The sequence below is a fragment of the Natronorubrum tibetense GA33 genome (assembly GCF_000383975.1).
GTDB lineage: Archaea > Halobacteriota > Halobacteria > Halobacteriales > Natrialbaceae > Natronorubrum > Natronorubrum tibetense.
Map to the genome: position 1 here is coordinate 2,436,105 of NZ_KB913017.1, position 19,693 is coordinate 2,455,797.

Genomic DNA, 19,693 nt, shown 5'->3' on the forward strand with positions numbered 1-19,693 from the left:
TTCACAATCCAATTCACAGGATGATTCCACTCTTGCACGATTTCACGGGTACGACGGTGCTCGTCTTCGGCGGCGGCCCGGTCGGGGCGCGGAAGGCCCGTCGCTTCGCCAGCGAAGCCGAGGTACTGGTCGTCAGTCCCGAGTTCGCCGATCGGGAGTTCGACGGTGCCGAACTGGTGCGGGCCGCTCCCGACCCCGCCGATATCGACGATTGGCTCGAGCGAACTGCCCCCGCGCTGGTCGTCGCCGCCACGAGCGACGAGGCGATCAACGAGGCCGTCGTGACGGCCGCTCGAGACCGCGGCGTCCTCGTCAATCGCGCGGATCGCTCCGGCAAGCGCGAACCGGGCAGCGTCGTCGTGCCGGCGACCGTCCGCGAGGATCCCGTCGTCGTCTCGATTTCCACGGGTGGGACCGCACCCGCACTAAGCAAGCATCTCCGGCAGGAACTCGAGGGGACACTCGCCGGAGCGGGCGAGATGGCACGTGTCTGTGGCGAACTTCGTACGGAGCTGAAATCACGGGACATCGATCCCGACCGACGACGCGAGATCGTCATCGATGTCGTCAATTCTCCGGCTGTTTGGACAGCTTTACGTACGGGTGCTTCTAACTGTGGTCAAGTGATTGAGGACGTGTTGGGCGAAGAGTTATATACGAAGGGTGATCGCCCATGATTCCGGCTGGAGTCGTCACTGCGGGACGCGTTACGCACGAAAGTGGTAGCGTCGACGATCTCGCAGCCGCGAGCCCCGAGAGCCAGCGGGCCGGCGTCGCCGACCTGCTCTCCGTTCCATCGGTCAAGGAGGCGTACGTCCTCTCGACGTGTAACCGAGTCGAGGCCTACGTCGTCGCGACCGACGCCGCCGTCGGCCGGGCCGCACTCGAAGAGTTCTTTCTCGACGTAGCTACCGATGCGGTCGTCGTTACCGACCACGATGAGAGTCTGCGCCACCTGCTGTCGGTCGCGAGCGGGCTCGAGTCAGTTGTCCTTGGTGAGGACCAGATCCTCGGACAGGTTCGGACTGCCTACGAGGACGCCCGGACCGCCGGCGGCATCGGCGAGATGCTCGAGGCCGCCGTCACGAAGGCGATTCACGTCGGCGAACGCGCCCGCACCGAGACCGAAATCAACGAGGGTATCGTCTCGCTGGGCTCGGCGGCGACGAAACTCGCTGCCGAGAGCGTCCCGCTCGAGAACGCGACGTCGCTCGTCGTCGGCGCCGGCGAGATGGGGCGACTCGCGGCTCGCAGCCTCGCCGACGCCGGCGTCGAGGAGGTCGTCGTCGCGAACCGAACCGTCTCGCGCGCTGAACACCTCGCGAGCGAACTCGAGACCGACACCAGCGCCGCACCGCTGTCGGCGCTCGACCAGTTCGCGAGCGACGCCGACGTGGTCGTCACGGCGACCGGCAGCGAGGACCCGATCCTCGAGGCGCAGCATTTCGAATCGGACGGCGGTGTCGACGCAGGCAGCCGTGGAGACGGAGATGATGGGACTGAGGATGGTTCCAGCCGAGTCGTCGTCGACCTCGGACAACCTCGCGACGTTGCGCCGACGGCAGCCTCGCTATCGACCGTGACCGTCTACGATCTGGACGACCTCGAGTCGATCACCGCGGAGACTCGCGAGCAACGCGCCGACGCGGCCCGCGAGGTCGAGTCGATGGTCGACCGCGAGTTCGACCTGCTCTGCGAGCAGTACAAGCGCGCCCGAGCGGACGAGGTGATCGCCGCGATGTACGAATCCGCCGAACAGATGAAGAAGCGAGAACTCGAGACGGCACTCTCCCGACTCGAGGGGGATGAGTTCTCGCGGGAACAGCGCGAGATCGTCGAGTCGATGGCCGACGCGCTGGTCAACCAGTTGCTCGCCCCGCCAACCAAGAGCCTGCGCGAGGCCGCCGCGGAGGACGACTGGAGTACGATCAACACTGCACTCCAGTTGTTCGATCCCGATTTCGGCGGCGACGACGGCCCGATCGCACCGCCACTTCCCATCGGCGGCGCGACGGCAACCGAAACCCACCTCGAGGCGACGGACGACGATTAATCGCCTCGGAAACGAGTACGTGTGGGACGCCGACCGTTTTTGACGACGCTCCTCGAGGAGTTGGTGATAGCGACGCCGTCAGTGCCAGAGCTTCGTCGCGTCGACGACCTCGAGATCGTCGTCGGCTTCGACTTCCCAGATCCGGACGACGAGATGAGCCTTACAGTAGTACTCGGTGGTCTCGATCCCGGTGTGCCCGTTTCTGAGGACGAGCTGGCAGGTATCGTCGTTCGAACAATCGCCTGTCCGATCACACATTACACTGCCAGCACGTACTCCGCTCGCCGATAAGTCCCTGTCGGTGGTGTGGGTCTGTGTTGCGGCCAGACGACCTCGCACGGCACAATCATTATTTGATTGGGTTGCGTTCGCCCCACTATGGCCGATCTGCTTTCCGACGACGAAATCGACGACCAGCTCCCCGACGAGTGGACCCAGGAGGGTGACAAGATCGTTCGCAAGTACGGATTTAGCGACTACCTGCGCGGCGTCAACTTCGCCCAGATGGTCGGCGAAATCGCCGAAGCGCAGTTTCACCACCCCGAGATCATCATCCGCTACGAGGAAGTCGAGATCCGGCTCACGTCCCACGAGGAAGGCGGCATCACGGACAAGGACACCGAGATGGCGGAGTTGATCGAGTCGGAAAAGAACGCCTGAGCGATGGAGAGACGGTGACCGATGGAGGCCCGATACGTCTTCCGCGCGGAGATCCGCCTCGAGCCCGACCAGCCGTCGGTTCGCCTCGACCCATCGACGGCCGAGACCACGGTCACCGTCTTTCACGAGGCCCCCGAGCCAGGGCACGAGGGCTGGCTGTTCTTCCGGGACACGCTCTGGCGCGGCGAGGTGGGCGATGCGGCCTACGGTCGCCGACTCGTCGAAGAGTGGCTCGGCGAGCCCGTCGAGTCGGCTTCGTTTCGCGAACTCCAGGTCGACCAGGAGTACTTCGCGGCGATGAAAGACGCGATTGCGGCCGACCTCGAGGCGTTCAACGCCGAGACCGTCTCGGAGGTGCTCTCGAAGTATCTGGGCTCGAGTATTCGCGTCACCGACAGGGAGTGAACCGGGGGATTCCGTGACCAACGAGCACGCAGCCGACACATCTTTAGCCGAGACGCACGTATATCAGCGTCCGATGGACGGCGAGATGGACGACGACGATTCGTACGATTTCTGGCTGCTCGACCTCGACGGGACGCTCGTCGACGTCGAGTGGTCGTACACCCGCGACGTGTTCGACCGGGTGGGCGACCGGGTTGGCCGCGAGTTTACCGACCGCGAAGCCGACATCATTTGGAGCGGTCTGACCGGCTCTCGAGACCGCCAACTCGAGGAGTGGGGGATCGACCCGCAGACGTTCTGGGATGCGTTCCACGAGGAGGAGGATCCGCTGGTGCGGGCCGAACAGACCTATCTGCACGAGGACGCCGAGTTCGTCACCGACCTCGACGTGCCGGTCGGTCTCGTCACGCACTGTCAGCAGTTCCTCTGTGAGCCGGTGCTCGACCACCTCGACATTCACGACTGGTTCGACGCGCGCCTGTGCTGTACCGAGCAGACGGGCTGGAAGCCCGATCCGGAGCCCGTCCAGTCCGTGATAGACGATCTCGGAGTCGGGGACAACGGCCATCAGGGGGTCCTCGCGGGCGACGGCGCCAACGACATCGGGGCGGCCTGGAACGCCGGACTCGACGCCATTCACGTCGAGCGCGTCGGCCACGACCGGCGCGGGCGCTGCGTTCTCGGCGACTACCGCGTTCAGTCGTTCGACGACCTGTTCTGACATCGCCGTCGACTCCTGTCCGTCTCGAATCGGCTCGAGTCCTGAGTAATGCAATACCAAAAAAGATTCAGGAGGCGACTCAAAGCTGGAAGCAGAGACGCGATGAAATACTGCCTCACCTGCGACTGGCACACGAGCGAGACCGACGAGCCCTCCAGCAGCGCTCGCTCGCGCCGAGCGATCGAACACTACGTCGAGACGGGGCACACGATCGACTCGAGCGACGGAGTCGTCCCGCCGCAGCTTCCCGACCTCCCCGACGAGGTCTTCGTCCGAGATCTGCTCCCTTCGCCCTCGAGCGACTGATCGACGGCTCGTCGGTCGCGCTATCTGATACGGTTTTTTTCGGTGACTACGAGGGAGGCCTGCCCTCGATGCGACAGGTCGATTTGCGACTATCTCGACGAGACGATTGACGACGATTACGACGACTTCCACTCCCGTAGTTCGCCGTCGACGACGACCTCGCTGCCGACGTCGTCGAACGTGACGCCGCCGTAGGCGACGCGACTGCCAGGACCCGTGTAGATACCGACAGTGCCACACTCCGCCGCGCGAGCGGTCGTGAGCGTCGCATCGACGTTCTCTCGGAATCGGAACGCTTGGTGTCTGGCTCCCGTCGCCGTGACGGTACTCATTTTCAGGTCGTCCATGTCGTCGAACACCATCGCGTTCGTAAACGCGCCGTCGACGATGACATTCGAGACCTTCGCGCCGTCGAACCCGCTCGCGTAGAGTCCCGATCCGGCGGCCAACCCGTTGTCATCGGTTCTGATCGTGACGTTGTCGATCGTCAACTCCCGCCGACCGCTCTCGACGCGACCCAGCGAGATCCCTCTCGCGTTCTCGATACAGGAGACGCGATCGATCGTCAGATCCGCGATCAGATCGCCGGTGTCGGCCCTGATCGCCGAGTGCTGGCAGCCGGTAACGTAGCCGTCGCTGACGGTGATCGACTCGTTTCCGTCGCGGTGGATGTGAACGCCGTAGTCGGGACCGTTCTCCGGATCGATCTCGAAATCCGTCAGGCGACAGTGTTTCGTCGGCGTGTCGTCGGCCGTCGCTGGGCTGTGGTCCTTGCCGTTCCAGACGCTGTTCCAGCCCGTCCCCGCGTTCTGGTTGTCGAACTGAATCGGGGCGTCCGAACTCCCCTCGCCGCCGCGGGTCGCCCAGTAGCCGTCGACGACGACGTTTTTCGACGAGACGATGTCGATGTGGTGGTAGTAGACCGCGTCGCCATAGATGTTCTCGAGCCGGACGTTTTCCGCGTGTGCAGGCATGATCCCGTTGGACTCCGGCGCGTCGATACGGACGTTGCGGACGCCCCAGTTCGACGCGCCGCCGTAGCCGGTTGCGTCGTACCCCCTGTTGGAGAGGAGCGCCCCTCCCTCCTCGCCGTCGGGGCGTGGCCCCTCGAGGACGGTCGATCGACCGGCACCCACGAGGAGCGTATCGTCACCCACTAGCGGCGTTCGCTCGAGGAGATACCGACCCGGCGGAACGTAGACGATCCCGCCGCCGGCGTCCGCGACGGTCTCGAGGAGTTCGTGGACGGCTTGGCCGACCTCAGTCGATCCGTCGCCCTCGATACCGTGTGCCTCGACGTTCCACACGGGAGTTTCCTCGGACCGCGCGTGGACGATATCCGCCGTGCCGACGCTCGCTGTGTCGACGTTTGCCGCTTCGATCGTTGCCGCGTCGACGCGCGTCTTCTCGAAGTGACTGGTTCCCGGCACCGGCTGATCGGCGCTGCCCCGGCCTCCGAAGTACACCCAGTCGTCGCTCGAGTCGTCCCAGCGCCAGGTGATCCCCTGGTCGGTCGCGTAGAACAGTTCGTCGTCGTACTCGCCCGCCGCCGGACGGTCGGCGATCGGGCCGCGGACGATCGCGTGCTCGTCGAGCGCCTCGACCGTGTCGGTGTGATCCCACTCGTCGCCCGGTTCGTAGGTCCCCAGTCCGAGCCGCGGCGTTTCGTCGGCCATGATCAGTCGGTTCCGTACCCGTAGCCGTAGGCCGTTCCGTATCCCGAGTTGGCGGTGCTGATCTCCGAACAGCCCGCGACCGTCGCGCACCCGGCCGATACTGCGACGAGGAGGTCCCGCCGTCGCAGCGCTGTTCCATTCATACCACCTGACTATCCCGATACGTTATAAAAATAGTCATGCAGCAAGCAGATCCACGAACCGTCGATCACTCCTCGTACCGGAGTATCCGTGCCGTACCGACCTTACGCGTATAGTGACAACTGAAACGATTTACACACTGATCGCACAGCCGTCGTGCGATCAGGTGTGCAGTGACGTTCAGTGGCTACTATAGTGCTCCTCGAGGTAGTCGACGATCTCCTCGCTCTCGTAGAGCGCCTCCTCGCGGTCGGTGTCGACGAGGAACGGAATCGAGTCCTCGCCGCCCAGTTCGGTCATCACCCGTCGGGCCTGTTCGTTGAGTACATCGCCGCCCTCGCCACCGGGCCGTCGCGGGTTGTGGATCACGTACGAGACGCCGAGGTCGGTCAGCTTCTCGCGAACGTCGGCGCTGTACGGACAGTCTTCCGCCTGGTACAGTTCGAGCATGCCACGAAGACCGTCGCCGCCGGCAGGGATAACCGTTGGCCGTGCACACTCAGCCGTCAATTTCGTTCGACGACTCGGCTCGCGGTTCGCGCTCACCGAACGTTCGACTGCTCGCTCGCCGGCTGTAGCTCGTCGTCGACCAGCGTCTCGTAGGCGCGTCGGAACCGTTCGGAGAGCGCCTGATGGGAGATTCCCAGCTCTTCGGCCAGCTCCTCCATCGAGATCCCGCGTGGAATCTCGAAGTAGCCGTGCTCGAGCGCCGCCTCGAGCGCCTCCTGTTGCTGGGGCGTCAGCCGCGTCTCCTCGCCCGTGACGCCGCTGACGTCGCTCACCCGGCGCAGATCGACGGAGATTCCGGACGCCTCGAGGCGGTCGTACGCCTCGACGAGCGTGTCCCGATCGGGAAACCGGACTCTGACCTGCCACCAGCCGTCGGTGCCCCACATCTCGAGGACGGAGCCGCCGTTCGCGAGCAGTTCGTCGCGGAGTCGCATCGTGCCCTCGACGAACGTCACGTCGAACAGCAGGCGCGACTTGGTTTCGACGAGCAGTTCGTACTCGGCGACGGAGGGATCCGTCTCGAAGGCCGCCACGGCCGTGTCACGGCCGACTTCGGAGACCCAAAGCGAGGGACACGTCTTCGAGACCGATGACTCGAGTTCGAACGTGGCTTCGGGCGCGTATTCGAGTGCCGTTCCCAGTGTCGTCTGCGCTGCAGGTAGCCGGAACTCGGCTATCGTCGACATCAAGACCTGTACACCACACTGCCGTAAAAAGCGCTGTTCTGTCAGTTCTGACTGTCTGTCGGGCTGATATCGCCCGGAATCGGTCGGCGGTCACCGACGGTCCGTCATCACGCCCCGGTTGCCGACGGTCAGCGTTCGCTCTCGGTTCGAGTTTCGTCCGCGAGAACTGCCTCGAGTTCGCGGACGCTCTCCTTGCCAGTTCGGTCGGGGTTCACGAGCACCCGCACGGGTTGTTCGCCGACGGAGACGAACGCGAGATCGAGCCGATCCGCGGTCTCGCGCAGTCCCAACCCGACGTCTGCGTCGCCCGCAATGACTTTTCGTGCGGGACTCTCGTGAGCCCGCAACCCCAGCTCGAAGCCGTCGATCGACTCGCGAAGATCGTGGGGAGCAACGTCGCGTTCTGCCGCGAGGTCGTCGACTGCGGCCTCGAGGCTCGAGCGCAGTCCCGAGTCCGTCGTGCGGTTGACGAACCGCAGATCGCGATCGACCAGCTCGGCGAGCTCCTCTACACCGTCGGGATTGCCGGGCCGGACGATCAGCCCCCACTCGCGGCTCCAGCCGCCGAGTTCGTCGGCCTCGAGCTCGCGATCGATTGGTCCCGCGACGACCGCGACGTCCGGCACGCCCTCGCGCAGTCGGCGCAGCCCCGGCCGGGAGCCAACCGACAGGTAGCGCGGGTTCTCGAGACCGTCGAGCAGCCGATTCAGCGTCGGATCGTCCTCGCCGACGCCGAGCAGCGTCGGTGGCCGAACGTCCGGCGAGAAGAGCTGGACGGTGACGGGCTCGCCGGCCTCGAGGTAGTCGGTTTCTGGTCCGACCTCGACGACGCCGTCGGCTTCGGCGAGACTGGTCGTCGCGCCGGAGCCCTTGTCGACAGGGTAGACGAGCGGGTCGTCGTCCGCGTTCTGCACCACTCCGACGGGCATGAGCCGAAGTCGTCCTTCCCCGTACCGTTCCTGACGAGCCATCCGGCCCGATATCGTTGCCGCCTTCGGCTCCGGCAGCCCCGCGGCCGCGCGGATCGCGGGCGCGACGAACGTCCGGAAGACCATCATCGCGGAGACGGGGTAGCCGGGGAGACCGATGTACGCGGAGCCCTGTAACCGGCCGACGAGCATCGGTTTTCCGGGTTTGACGCTGACGCCGTGGAGCAGCAGTTCGCCCTGTTCCTCGATCACCCGGTAGATCACGTCGACCGCACTCGCGCTGGTCGATCCCGAGGAGAGCACGAGGTCGCAGTCGTCGGCTGCCTCGCGGAGGACACGCTCCATTTCGTCCTGTTCGTCGCCGGCGTGGGGGTAGAGCACCGCCTCGCCGCCGGCGTCCTCGACCCCCGCGGCGATCGTGTAGCTGTTCACGTCGTAGATCTCGCCGCGCTCGCTCTCGAGGTCGCCGCCCGGACGGACGAGTTCGTCGCCAGTCGAGACGATCCCCACCGTGGGGCGGCCTCGGACGGGCACCTCGTCGATCCCGAGCGCCGAGAGCAGTCCGATGTCCCGCGGCGTGATCCGGGTTCCGAGACCGAGCGCCCGTTCGCCGGCCGCGACGTCGGCACCCGCGAACATGACGTTGTCACCGGGGGCGACCGAGGTGCGGACCAGCACGTCGTTCGCCCCACCGTCGTCGGTTTCGTCCATATCTGTGCGTTCGACGGGAACCATCGCGTCCGCGCCGTCGGGCATCACCGCACCGGTCGAGATTTCGGCGGCCTGCCCCTCTTCGAGTTCGATGTCGGGCTTCTCTCCCGCGTGGACCTCTCCGACGATCTCGAGTCGTGCCGGGTCGGCCTCGTCCGCGCCGAACGTATCCCGCGCTCGGAGGGCGTAGCCGTCCAGACTCGCCCGGTCGAACCCGGGGACGTCGAGTTCGGCGTCGAGTCGTGCCACGAGCACCCGGCCGCGGGCGTCCTCGAGCGAGACGCGGTCGATACCGCCCTCGAGCGAGAGCGAGTCGATCGCCTCGCGGGCCGCGGCGGGGGAGGCGAGGTCGCGAAACTCCTTGCGTTCCATACTCGCCGTTGGCGGGCCGGGGCTAAAAACGTCGGTCGACCGCGGCCGTGGTGTGTGACGCCCAGACACGACATCGAACGGATGGGTATCCAACGAACGATAATGCTGTAAAATCCTGGGAAAATGCGAACGTCTCCCGGTGCATTCTCCGATATCAAGCCCTTTACCGCCAGAACCCAAACCCGCGTTCGTGTCTTTTCGATGGAGTGATATCCCGAATCCGTTCCGGTGGCTGCTGCTCTCGGTCGGCTCGCTGCTCGCGCGATTCGGGGTGATCGAGCCTCGTCGCGTCGAGCGGACGACCGACCTCGCGTGGCCGCGGATCGTCACGGGACTCGCCCGGATGTCCAAGTCCGCGGCGGACGTCGCGATGGTCGGAATCGCCCTCGGGCCAGCAGCGATCGCTGGCATCGGACTCGCGGCCCCGTTCTGGGGGTTGGCGTTCGGAATCGGCGGCGGGATCGCCGGCGCGACGATCGGGCTGGTCTCCCAGCGCTACACCGGCGGCACCGCCGAGGAGGTTTCGCTGGCGGTGACGACGAGCGGACTCGTGGTCGTCGCGATCATGCTGCCGCTCGCAGCCCTGTACTGGCTGGTCCCCCACCAATTGATCGCCCTCGTCGGCAACGACGCCGCGTCGATCGCCTACGGCGCGGACTACCTCAAGGTTGTCGCGCTCGGAGTTCCCTTCGCGGCGCTGAACCTCATCGGGAGCCGGACGCTCGTCGGTGCCGACGACGCGTGGACGCCGATGATGCTCCGAGCGGGCGGTGCCGTCGTCAACGTCGCGCTCAACGCGGTGTTCATCTTCGCACTCGGGATGGGCGTCGTCGGCGCGGCGATGGGAACCGTCGTCGCGAACGTCGTCGTCCTGGCTGCGTTCGTCGTCGGATTCGCCGTCGGTCGACTGCCGCTGGTCGGCGAGTTCCCGGTCGCCCTCAGCCTCGGCTGGCCCCACACGACGCTCGAGGACGTCCGCGACGTCCTCACTATCGGGACCCCGCTGGTGTTTACGAACGTCGCCCGTCGGGGCGCACAGTTCCCGATGCTCGCCATCGTCGCGCTTTTCGGGCCGAACGTGCTTGCGGCCTACGTCGTCGCTCGACGGGTCCGGGACCTGATGGACACGCCCGGCTGGGGCTTCTCGCTGGCCTCGAGCAGCCTCGTCGGCCAGGAACTGGGCACCGGTGACGAACGGGCCGCGGACAGCTACGGCCGTCAGGTCCTCTGGTTCGGCGTCGGCGTCTACCTCGTCAGCGCGGCGCTCGTCTTCGTCTTCGCCGAACAGATCGGTCGCGTCTTCGTCGACGATCCGTCGATCCTCCCGCTCGTGACGACGTTCATCGTCGTCGCCTGCGTCAGCGTCGTCTTCCGCGGCGTCAGCGGCGGCGCGACTGGTCCGCTGCGCGCCAGCGGCGACACCCGCTGGCCGTTCTACGGCCAACTGCTCGGCCTCTACGTCTTCGCGCTCCCCGTCGCCCTCCTCGGTGCCGTCACCGTCCCGATCCCCGGCCTCGAGGCCGTTACCCCGCTCGGCATCGAAGCGCTGTACGCCGCACTGGTCATCGAGACGCTCGTCCCTGCCGTCGTCACCTACTACCGGTTCGAGACGGGGACGTGGAAGGCGATCAGTCGGTCCTACCGTCCCGACTCACAGCCGAGCGATTAACTCGAGGGACGACGAAAGCCGACCGGGTTTCGGTCGGATCTGTTTCGACCTTTCGATCGGATCTGCTTCGATCGCCATCGGAATCCCAGTTCCCTGACAAACCGTCGCTCGCCGGCTCGCAAAGACTTCGCGCGACTCCGAGTCGCGGTTTACCGTCCGTTCACCACAACTCAGCGCACGCCACCCGCAGTGGTTTGACCGGTCTAATCCGATTCGTCGTTCACTACATTGCACAGACAACAATACCTACAAGTCTGCCGCTGGAGGGTGATGGTATGTCACGACTTGCCGAATCCGATCGCGAGCGGATCGCCGCGCTGTTCGACCGTCACCTCGAGGTGGGTCTCCACCACGGTGCCCAGTTGAGTCTCTACGTCGATGGCGAGGCGGTGCTCGATCTCGCGGGCGGCGTGACGGGGCCGGACGGCGACGACGAGACGTCCGAGACGCGACACGTCCTGTTCTCGAGTACGAAACCGTACGCCGCCGTGACCCTCCACGCGCTCGTCGACGAGGGGGAACTCGCCTACGACGACCGCGTCGTCGACCACTGGCCCGAGTTCGCCGACGACGGAACCGAGAAGGCCGAGATCACCGTCCGGCAGGTGCTCAGTCACACGTCGGGACTCAACCGCGGCGAGATCGACGACCGGCCGGATCTCTGGAGCGACTGGGACGCCGTCGTCGAGCACCTCGAGTCGATGGAGCCGAACTTCCCACCGGGCGAGCAACCGGCCTACCACGCGCTGACCTTCGGCTGGCTGGTCGGCGAACTCGTCCGCCGGGTGTCGGGGACGGCCATCGAGGACGCCGCCGCCGAGCGCGTGTTCGATCCGCTGGACATGGACGATACGGGGATCGGCCTTCGGGAGGACGAGGACGACGATGTCGCGACGCTGGTCGGCTTTGAACCGTTCGACCGCTGTCGCGACCCGGGCGAGGGACTGGGGAAGAACGCCGACGTAGCGGCTCCGTTCAACTCCGAGGCGATCCACCGCGCCGTCATCCCCGCCGCCAACGGCATCGGGACCGCAGGCGACATGGCCCGCTTCTACGCCTGTCTCGCCAACGGGGGCGAACTCGAGGGCACCCGCATCCTCTCGGCCGAAACGGTCGAACGGATGACGACACTCGAGGCCGAGACGGAGGCAGACGGCACGCTCGGCCGCGAAGGCCGGTTCGCCCTCGGCTTCTGGAAGGGCGGGACGACGGTCGCACCGTACGGAACGCTTTCACCCGAGCGGGTGTTCGGCCACGCCGGACTGGGCAGTAGCGTCGGATGGGCCGACCCAGAGGAGAATATCGGCTTCTCGTACGTCACGAACGGGGTTCGAGACGGCTCCTACGAACACGTCGCTCGCGTGAACGCGCTCGCGGATGCGGTTCGACTCGCGCTCGAGTAGCATTCTACTCGAGTAGGGTCGACGGCCCTAGACGGCGAGCCAGAAGACGTCTCTGAGCGCCACGAGGAGTATCCCCGCCACGATTACCAACACCAGGAAGGTAAAGAAGATGATCGCGGCCTGTCGTCCGGTAAGTGACTCCCCTTCGAGGAGTTCGTTCAGTCCCATACGTGCAGAGTAACCAGACAGTGTTATTAATGATGGTGGTCGCGAGCGCGCCGTTCATACGGTCTGTTGTACGTCATTTCCGGTGCAACCGCGACCGTCCTGCGGTTACACCGGTAACTCGGTACAGCAGACCGTATCAGCCGTTCGGCTCCCAGTCCTGTACGGCGACCGTCTCACCAGCCGGGATCCCCTCGCGCTCGTCGTCGACGACCACCCAGCCGTCGGCCAGTGCGACGCTCGAGAGCACGCCCGACCCGCTCGCTCTGGTCGGCGTTGCGGTGTATCGCGGCTCGTTGGCCTCGAGTTCGTCCGTGTCTCCCTCCCGCGGCTCGAGTTGCACTCGCGCGAACGTTCGCGTCCCGGGCTCGCTCGGAATTTTGCGCCCGAGTCGGGCCAGCGTCGTGGGGTGGGGGTCGGGCTCGGTTCCCTCGAGCCAGCGCAGTACGGGACGTAAGAACTGGACGGCGTTGACAATACAGGCGACGGGGTAGCCGGGTAAGGCGAGGACGGGAGTGTCCTCGACGATCCCCAGGCAGACTGGGTGGCCGGGCTTGAGGCCGACGCCGTGGACGAGCACCTCGCCCAGGTCGTCGATCACTTCGGGCAGGAGGTCGCGCTGGCCGACCGAGGAGCCACCGGTCGTGACGACGACGTCTTTCGTCAGATCCCGCTGGATCGCCACGCGCAGTGACTCGGGGTCGTCGGTGACGACGTTTCGGTAGGTTGCGCGGCCGTCCCAACGTTCGACCAGTCGGGAGACGGTGAGTCCGTTCGTCTCGATGACCTCGCCCGGCCCCGGATCGTCCGCGACGAGTTCCTCTCCCGTCGGCACGACGCCGACCGTCGGCCGCTTTGCGACCGGCACCTTCGTGTAGCCCGCAGAGCGCAAGAGTCCGAGATCCGACGGCCGGAGCCGATGGCCCGCCTCGTAGAGCCGTTGGCCCTCCTCGACGTCCTCGCCGACCGGAGCGACGTTTTCCCCCTCCGCGACGGCGTCTTCGACCTCGAGTTCGCCCGCGGACTCGAGGGCCGTCACGCGTTCGATCATCACGACGGCGTCGGCGCCCTCTGGCAGGGCGCTGCCGGTGTGGACGCGGGCGGCGGTGTCGGGTCCGACGCTGGCGTCGCCGCCGGTTCCTTCGGCGATCTGAAGCACTTCAGCCGAGCGATCGCTGGCACCGAAGGTATCCGCGGCGCGGACGGCGTAGCCGTCCATCGCGGCCCGTTGGTAGTGTGGGACGTTCTGTGCGGAGACGACCGGCGTGGCCAGCACGCGGCCGTCCGCGCGCTCGACGTCGATCCGTTCGGTGCCCGTGCGAGGCGGATCGTCGCCACTGGAACCGGCCCCGTTGGCCTGCTCGCTCGCCACGACGGCGTCCCTGAGCGTCCGACGCGCCTCTGCTACCGGGGTCCGAACCTTGAACCCGGACTCCTTGCGCTCGCTGTCGGCTCCGTCCATACCCTGACTCGGGGTGCCGGGCGTCAAAAACGTAGGGTCCGCGACCCGCCCGACCTATCGTACATATTTATATTGAGTGTTGCGTTACTGTCACGACCGTAGATGGTCCTCCAACTCGAGCCGGTTTCGGCCGCGATCCTCGCAGTCGGCGCCGTGGTCGCGGTCGCGTTCTGCTGGTACGGCCTCGGTGAGCTCCGGCTCGCGAACCGAATCCTCCGCTCGCAGCCGGATTCGGTTCTCGATACGACGGACGGCGGCCGAGTCGAACTCCGCGGCACGGCCCGACCGGTCGACGACGGTCGTCTCTGTCGAGCACCGCTCTCCGACGCGCCGTGTCTCGCCTACGAGTACGAGATCGAACAGTACAGCAGTTCGAAAAACGGTTCGAACTGGTCGACGATCGACGCCGACGACGGGTACGTCCCGTTTCGGCTCGAGGACGACTCGGGAAACGTCCTGATCGAACCGCCGGGGGCCGACCTTCGGCTGGAGACCGACAACCGGGTCACCGTCGACGCCGGAACGGAGCCGCCGTCGACGATCGCCCATTTCATCGACGAAACCGAAGCGGTCGACGCTCAAGCGACGGGTTCGAATCGCGGGATCCTCGACCGGCTCACGGGGAGTGATCGTCGGTTCACGGAACGACTGCTTGTCCCCGACGAGGAGGTCCACGTCCTCGGAACGGCTCGATACGATACGGCCGTCTCGAGCGCGCCGGGACAGGTAAATGCCGCCGTCGGTGTCGACGAGGCGGCGTACGCGGACAGCCGTTGGCTCCGGCTTCGTCACGCACTGTTCGGCGATCCGTTCATCATCTCCGACAGCACCGAACGGCGACTCGGACTCCGTGCCGCCACACAGGGGCTCCTCACTGTCGGAATCGGCGCTCTCGCCGCGGTGATCGCCGTTTCGTGGGCATTTTGAGGAGTGTTCGACCGAACGTTCGCCGCCGTTTTTCGCTCGCGCCCGAATCGACCGCTACCGCGGCCTTTTTCGTATCGGCGTTCGAACCAGTAGCTATGTCAGCGCTTCGCGACGCACTGCGGGACCTCTCGGACGACGTCTTCTTCGATCTGCTCGAGAGCGAGGACGCCTACCTGCTCGTTCTCGACGTTCCGGGAGTCTCCGCCGACTCGCTCGAGCTGTCGGTCGACGACGGCCGTATCTCGATCGACGCCCACCGCGAGAAGGAACCCGAGGACGACTATCGCTATCTCGAGGAGAACCGCTCGCTCTTTCTGGACGTCGACCTCCCGATGCCCGCCGACGCCCTCGAGACGGAGGCCGAGGCGGCCGTCGAGCGCGGCGTCCTCGAGTTGACGCTGCCCAAAACGCGGGACGGGGAGATGACGATCGACGTCGTCGAAGAGGATGCCGACTAACGTGAGGTGACCGAGACTGGTCTCCCTCCGCGCCTACAAGCGGTTCGTGCTCGTCGCGTGGCAGTTCCTCCCACTGCTCGTCGCCTTCGCCCGTGACCGGCGACGATTCCTGCTGTTCGGCCGGTCGCGGCGCGTCGACCCCGAGACCCACCGCCACCGCGCGGAGGTCCTCCTCGAGTCGCTGTTGACCCTCGGGCCGACGTTCATCAAACTCGGCCAGTTGCTCTCGACGCGGCCGGACGTGTTGCCGCCGGCGTACATCGACGTGCTCTCGGCGCTGCAGGACGACGTGCCGCCCGCGGAGTGGGACGAGGCGAAGGTCGTGCTGGAAGACGAACTCGGCGGGCCGCTCGAGGATCACTTTACGGAATTCGAGACGGAGGCGATCAGCGGCGCGAGTCTGGGACAGGTGTACCGGGCGCGCGTCGATCCCGACGCTGTAGCGGCCGACGAAGCTGCCGACGGGAGCACCGAACGGACGAGCGACGTCGGTACCGCCGGTGACGCCGGCCGCGAGGTCGCCGTCAAGATCCGGCGGCCGAACATCGAGGAACTGGTGAACGCCGACCTGCGCGTGATCAAGTGGTCGCTCCCGATCCTGCTCACCTTCGTCGACGAGTCGCGGTCGTTCTCGCTCGAGAACCTCGCCGACGAGTTCTCGAAGACGATCCGCGAGGAGATGGACTACGAGCGCGAAGCCGAGATGCTCCAGGAGATCCGCGGAAACTTCGCCGGCGACGATCGGTTCGTCATCCCCGACGTGGTCGAGAGCCACTCGGGACCGCGCGTGCTCACGATGGAGTACGTCGAGGGGACGAAGGTCAACGACGTCGAGGAACTCGAGCGAAAGGGGATCGACCGAACGCGAGTCGCGGAGAACCTGGAGCGAGCGTACCTGCAGATGATCATCGAGGACGGCGTCTTTCACGCCGACCCGCACCCGGGGAACCTCGCGGTGACCGACGACGGCCAAATCGTCTTCTACGACTTCGGGATGTCCGGACGGGTCGACTCGTTCATCCAGGAGAAGATCGTCGACTTCTACGTCGCCGTCGCCAACCAGGACATCGACGGCATCCTCGACGCCCTAATCGAGATCGGGACGCTCAGCCCCGACGCCGATCGCGGGGTGATGGCCGAGGTGATGGAGATCGCGATCCAGGACGCCCGCGGCGAGGACGTCGAACAGTACCGGATCAACCAGATCGTCGGCCAGATCGAGGACTCGATCTACGTCTTCCCGTTCCGACTCCCGAAGAACCTCGCGCTGGTCCTCCGAGTCGCAACCGTCGTCGAGGGCGTCTGTGTCACCCTCGACTCCGACTTCGACTTCATCGACACGGCGACGGACTACCTCACCGAGGAGGGCTACCGCGAGGAGACCGCTCGCCAGTACGTCCGGGAGACCGGTCAGCAACTCCGTCGCAGCGGCGAGTCCCTCACTCGGTTGGCACCCAAAACGGAGCGCACGCTCGACCGACTGGACCGCGATGACCTCTTCGTCCGGATCGGTGTCGAGGACGAGGAGAAGGTGTTCGCCACGCTCGCCAAACGACTGATTTACGGCCTGTTACTGACCATGTCGCTGTTCTCGATGGGCGTCCTCTACGCCCTCGAGGCCCCTGAGGCCAGCGCCGTCGCCGCGATCTTCTCGCTCGTGGTGATGATCCAGCTCTACCGGTCGTTCCGCGAGCGGCGAACGACCCGCGTCAAACCGCAGTTCACCCGCCAGAACCTGCGCCAGCGACGCGACGAGAAGTGAATGTGTCCCCGTCTGCGAACGCGAGTCCCGTCTCGCCTGTGAACCGGGGCCCCGTCGCTGCAACTTTCATTCCCCTGGTCCACGACTAAACCGTATGGACTACCACCGGATCGCCGATCTGTCGCTGTCGATCGACGCGGTGTCGACCGAACGGCTGGAGCGGGAGACCTCGAGCGAGTTCACCCGCGTCTCAACCGAGTTCGCGCTGGCTGGGCCTGCCTCGAACGCCGACGGTGCTCACAATGCCCCCATCGTCGGCCGCGGCGAGGACGTCACCTACGAGACGGACGAACACGACGCGCTGGCCGAGTCGGGACTGCCCGATCTCACTGGAGAGTACACCATCGACTCCTTTTCTGCCCGCCTCGAGTCGGTCAACCTGTTCCCGGCTGGCCCACCCGACCGCGAGGTCTTTCGCAACTACCGCCGGTGGGGACTCGAGAGCGCCGCGTTGGACCTCGCCCTTCGACAGGCCGGAACTGACATCGCCAGCGCGCTCGGGCGCTCGCTCGACCCCGTTCGGTTCGTCGCCAGCACGCGACTGGGCGACCCGCCGACGACCGACCGACTCGAGCAGTTGCGCGAGCGAGTTCCCGGCCTCGAGTTCAAACTCGATCCGATCCCTGAGTGGGACGACGCCCTCGTGACCGAAATCGACGAGAGCGTCGGCGCCGATGCCGTCCGGATTCTCGATCTGAAGGGGCAGTACGAGGGGACCGAGGTCGACGTCCCGACGGATCCGGGGCTGTACCGGCGCGTTTTCGAGGCCTTCCCCGACGCCGTCCTCGAGGATCCATCCATGACCGATGAGACCGAGCCCCTGTTCGAGGACGATTCGGCTCGAAGCCGCGTCTCCTGGGACGCGCCGATCGACAGCCTCGAGGACGTCGAATCGCTCCCGTGGGAGCCCGACTGGCTCAACATCAAACCCTCGCGGTTCGGCTCGCTCGAGTCGCTGCTCGAGACGATCGCCCACTGCGAGGAGCGCGATATTCGACTGTACGGCGGCGGTCAGTTCGAGCTCGGCGTCGGTCGCGGCCACATCCAGACGCTCGCGTCGCTGTACTACCCAGACGGCCCCAACGACGTTGCGCCGCGGGCGTACAACGAGTCCGACGCCGGGACCGAACTCCCGTCGAGCCCGCTCGAGCCACCCGCTGTGCCGGTCGGCTTTCGGTGGGACGGCGACGCGTAGTCGGGCGGGTACCGGGCCGGCGTGAGCGGATGACTGCCGTCTGAAGACCGGCAGCAGCACTATACCCGTTGGCGTCGACTGTCAATTCGATGTCCGATACCGCCGCCGATCCGGTCTACTACGTGATTAGCGACCTCCACATGGGCGGCGACGACCAGTTGGGTGAGATCGACTTCCTCGAGGAGTTACTCGCGTTTCTCGAGCGTCTGGAGACGACCGACGAGAACGCCGAACTGATCATCAACGGCGACGCGTTCGGACTGTGGGAGTACACCGAGACTGAGGGGGTAGCGAAGTTCGACCGTCTCACCGAGCGCTATCCCGATCTGTTCGAGCAGTTGCGCGCGACTGGTGATTCGATACCGATCACGCTGTTGCCGGGCAATCACGACAGCGACCTCGCCGCCTACGACGAGTACGTGAGCCGGCTGGCCGACTACAACGTCGACCTCGTCCAGGAGATGTCGATCGTTCGACCGATCGGCGATCGAACGATCCACTTCGAACACGGGCATCAGCAGGATCCCAACAATCGATTCAGGGACTTCGGCAACCCCTTCGAAACGCCGCTGGGCTATTTTTACAACGCGCTCGTCACGAGCCGAGCCGGACAGCTCTCCGATCGAGGGCGGTTCAACTGGCTGAAAGACGTCCAGGCGGTCACGCCGACCGAGCGGGTTCCGAACTGGCTCCTCTCGAAGTACTTCTACCGCGAGATGAATCCCCTCTTGCGGTACGCCGTGATACCGTTCCTGTTGCTGTTCTACGTTAGCGCGATCGTTGCGGTGCTGGCGGGGCTGGACGTGGCCGGTATCTGGACGATGCCGGTCGAACGAACGGACGCGGTGCTCGACCAACTAGGGCTGGTCGGGGAGGCCGTACACTTTCTCCTCGTCGTCAACGCGGCGATTACTGGCATGATCCTCCTCGTGGGAATTCCTGTCTACTTCGTCTTCCGCGACGTCGGGAAGACCGTCGATCGGTTCGGCGTGTTCGAGACGGACCTCACCGTCGACCCCGAAGCGCCGTACGTCGAGGCCGCCCGCGAGGTGTTCGCCGACCGACCGGAGACGGCGATCTTCTGCTATGGCCACACCCACCGCGCGTCGGTGACCGAGATCGACGGCCGGCTGCTCGTCAACACCGGCACCTGGCTGAAACGTCTCCACCGTCGGGACGTCGTCGCGGGGCTGCTCCCGCCGGTGTTCTACCCGTCCTACCAGCTCTGTGCCGTCCGAATCTCGGACGCTCCCGACGGCGTGGCCGTCGAGTACGAAGAGATCGAGAAGGCAAACCCTAGTTCGGAGGAGATTACCCGCACCGAACGCCTCCTCACGCTGGGACGGGCACCGACGCCGACGCTGCCCGACCGAGCGGTCGTCACCGACGAGGTACCGAGCGCTCGGCACGACATGGATCGAGATGCGGATCGGCCGTGAGTACGTCCGCGCAGTCGGCTCGCAGTTGCGACCTGGCCGGTAC

The 19,693-nt window shown here is 65.8% G+C and carries 21 protein-coding genes; 13 read left to right on the top strand and 8 right to left on the bottom strand.

All coding sequences use genetic code 11. The features are described from left to right. Window positions 1-20 precede the first annotated feature (20 nt). Window positions 21-677, top strand: coding sequence for a precorrin-2 dehydrogenase/sirohydrochlorin ferrochelatase family protein (locus NATTI_RS0112690; protein ID WP_006089838.1), 657 nt, complete (start codon window positions 21-23; stop codon window positions 675-677). Further along, window positions 674-2,053, top strand: a complete 1,380-nt coding sequence (hemA, locus tag NATTI_RS0112695) for a glutamyl-tRNA reductase (RefSeq protein WP_006089839.1) — start codon at window positions 674-676, stop codon at window positions 2,051-2,053. Before NATTI_RS0112690 ends, hemA begins: the two co-directional genes overlap by 4 nt. A 78-nt stretch (window positions 2,054-2,131) precedes the next feature. Here hemA and NATTI_RS0112700 read toward each other — a convergent pair whose 3' ends face one another. Continuing rightward, entirely contained in the window at window positions 2,132-2,311 is a 180-nt protein-coding gene (locus NATTI_RS0112700) for a hypothetical protein (protein WP_006089840.1), read from the bottom strand. 120 nt (window positions 2,312-2,431) lie between these two features. Here NATTI_RS0112700 and NATTI_RS0112705 point away from each other — a divergent pair, with 120 nt between their 5' ends. The 4 genes from NATTI_RS0112705 (at window position 2,432) to NATTI_RS0112720 (ending at window position 4,145) form a co-directional block, all read left to right on the top strand. Beyond that, a complete protein-coding gene (locus NATTI_RS0112705; RefSeq protein ID WP_006089841.1) occupies window positions 2,432-2,713 on the top strand; it encodes a 4a-hydroxytetrahydrobiopterin dehydratase in 282 nt (93 codons plus the stop codon). Between the two features lie 21 nt (window positions 2,714-2,734). After that, on the top strand, window positions 2,735-3,118 hold the full coding sequence (gene lwrS / locus NATTI_RS0112710; RefSeq protein WP_006089842.1) for an LWR-salt protein: 384 nt from the start codon (window positions 2,735-2,737) through the stop codon (window positions 3,116-3,118). Between the two features lie 73 nt (window positions 3,119-3,191). Beyond that, window positions 3,192-3,839 (top strand): HAD family hydrolase, encoded by a 648-nt coding sequence (locus NATTI_RS0112715; RefSeq protein WP_006089843.1) that lies wholly within the window; start codon window positions 3,192-3,194, stop codon window positions 3,837-3,839. A gap of 102 nt (window positions 3,840-3,941) precedes the next feature. Further along, window positions 3,942-4,145 carry a hypothetical protein gene (locus NATTI_RS0112720; RefSeq protein WP_006089844.1) on the top strand — a complete coding sequence of 68 codons (204 nt, stop codon included), beginning with the start codon at window positions 3,942-3,944 and terminating at the stop codon, window positions 4,143-4,145. 116 nt (window positions 4,146-4,261) lie between these two features. Here the strand turns inward: NATTI_RS0112720 and NATTI_RS0112725 are convergent, their stop codons facing one another. The 5 genes from NATTI_RS0112725 to NATTI_RS0112745 form a co-directional block, all read right to left on the bottom strand. Then, window positions 4,262-5,821, bottom strand: coding sequence for a glycosyl hydrolase family 28-related protein (locus NATTI_RS0112725; protein ID WP_006089845.1), 1,560 nt, complete (start codon window positions 5,819-5,821; stop codon window positions 4,262-4,264). Between the two features lie 2 nt (window positions 5,822-5,823). Beyond that, entirely contained in the window at window positions 5,824-5,964 is a 141-nt protein-coding gene (locus tag NATTI_RS26095) for a hypothetical protein (RefSeq protein WP_019991861.1), read from the bottom strand. Between the two features lie 178 nt (window positions 5,965-6,142). Beyond that, window positions 6,143-6,412, bottom strand: coding sequence for a glutathione S-transferase N-terminal domain-containing protein (locus NATTI_RS0112735; RefSeq protein ID WP_027119144.1), 270 nt, complete (start codon window positions 6,410-6,412; stop codon window positions 6,143-6,145). A 92-nt stretch (window positions 6,413-6,504) separates the two neighbouring features. Further along, window positions 6,505-7,158 (bottom strand): helix-turn-helix domain-containing protein, encoded by a 654-nt coding sequence (locus tag NATTI_RS0112740; RefSeq protein WP_006089847.1) that lies wholly within the window; start codon window positions 7,156-7,158, stop codon window positions 6,505-6,507. Between the two features lie 128 nt (window positions 7,159-7,286). Beyond that, complete coding sequence (locus NATTI_RS0112745) at window positions 7,287-9,170, bottom strand: molybdopterin biosynthesis protein (RefSeq protein ID WP_006089848.1); 1,884 nt, start codon at window positions 9,168-9,170, stop codon at window positions 7,287-7,289. A gap of 190 nt (window positions 9,171-9,360) precedes the next feature. Here NATTI_RS0112745 and NATTI_RS0112750 point away from each other — a divergent pair, with 190 nt between their 5' ends. Both NATTI_RS0112750 and NATTI_RS0112755 read left to right on the top strand, forming a co-directional pair. Then, entirely contained in the window at window positions 9,361-10,839 is a 1,479-nt protein-coding gene (locus NATTI_RS0112750; protein ID WP_006089849.1) for an MATE family efflux transporter, read from the top strand. A gap of 275 nt (window positions 10,840-11,114) precedes the next feature. Next, a complete protein-coding gene (locus NATTI_RS0112755) occupies window positions 11,115-12,242 on the top strand; it encodes an EstA family serine hydrolase (protein WP_006089850.1) in 1,128 nt (375 codons plus the stop codon). A 27-nt stretch (window positions 12,243-12,269) separates the two neighbouring features. Here the strand turns inward: NATTI_RS0112755 and NATTI_RS26540 are convergent, their stop codons facing one another. Together NATTI_RS26540 and NATTI_RS0112765 are read right to left on the bottom strand one after the other, a co-directional pair. After that, window positions 12,270-12,410 carry a hypothetical protein gene (locus NATTI_RS26540; protein ID WP_006089851.1) on the bottom strand — a complete coding sequence of 47 codons (141 nt, stop codon included), beginning with the start codon at window positions 12,408-12,410 and terminating at the stop codon, window positions 12,270-12,272. 136 nt (window positions 12,411-12,546) lie between these two features. Then, the gene (locus tag NATTI_RS0112765; RefSeq protein ID WP_006089852.1) at window positions 12,547-13,869 is read right to left on the bottom strand and encodes a molybdopterin molybdotransferase MoeA; all 1,323 of its coding nucleotides are present in this window, start codon (window positions 13,867-13,869) and stop codon (window positions 12,547-12,549) included. A gap of 102 nt (window positions 13,870-13,971) precedes the next feature. On the opposite strand from NATTI_RS0112765, the gene NATTI_RS0112770 reads away from it, so the two are divergent. The 5 genes from NATTI_RS0112770 to NATTI_RS0112790 all read left to right on the top strand — a co-directional run bounded on the left by NATTI_RS0112770 (window position 13,972) and on the right by NATTI_RS0112790 (window position 19,650). Beyond that, entirely contained in the window at window positions 13,972-14,796 is an 825-nt protein-coding gene (locus NATTI_RS0112770) for a GIDE domain-containing protein (protein WP_006089853.1), read from the top strand. A gap of 95 nt (window positions 14,797-14,891) precedes the next feature. Beyond that, window positions 14,892-15,254, top strand: a complete 363-nt coding sequence (locus NATTI_RS0112775; protein ID WP_006089854.1) for an Hsp20/alpha crystallin family protein — start codon at window positions 14,892-14,894, stop codon at window positions 15,252-15,254. 46 nt (window positions 15,255-15,300) lie between these two features. After that, a complete protein-coding gene (locus NATTI_RS0112780) occupies window positions 15,301-17,016 on the top strand; it encodes an ABC1 kinase family protein (RefSeq protein ID WP_006089855.1) in 1,716 nt (571 codons plus the stop codon). 94 nt (window positions 17,017-17,110) lie between these two features. Further along, complete coding sequence (locus NATTI_RS0112785; RefSeq protein ID WP_006089856.1) at window positions 17,111-18,211, top strand: enolase-like domain-containing protein; 1,101 nt, start codon at window positions 17,111-17,113, stop codon at window positions 18,209-18,211. 89 nt (window positions 18,212-18,300) lie between these two features. Next, window positions 18,301-19,650 (top strand): metallophosphoesterase, encoded by a 1,350-nt coding sequence (locus NATTI_RS0112790; RefSeq protein ID WP_006089857.1) that lies wholly within the window; start codon window positions 18,301-18,303, stop codon window positions 19,648-19,650. Window positions 19,651-19,693: the final 43 nt, after the last annotated feature.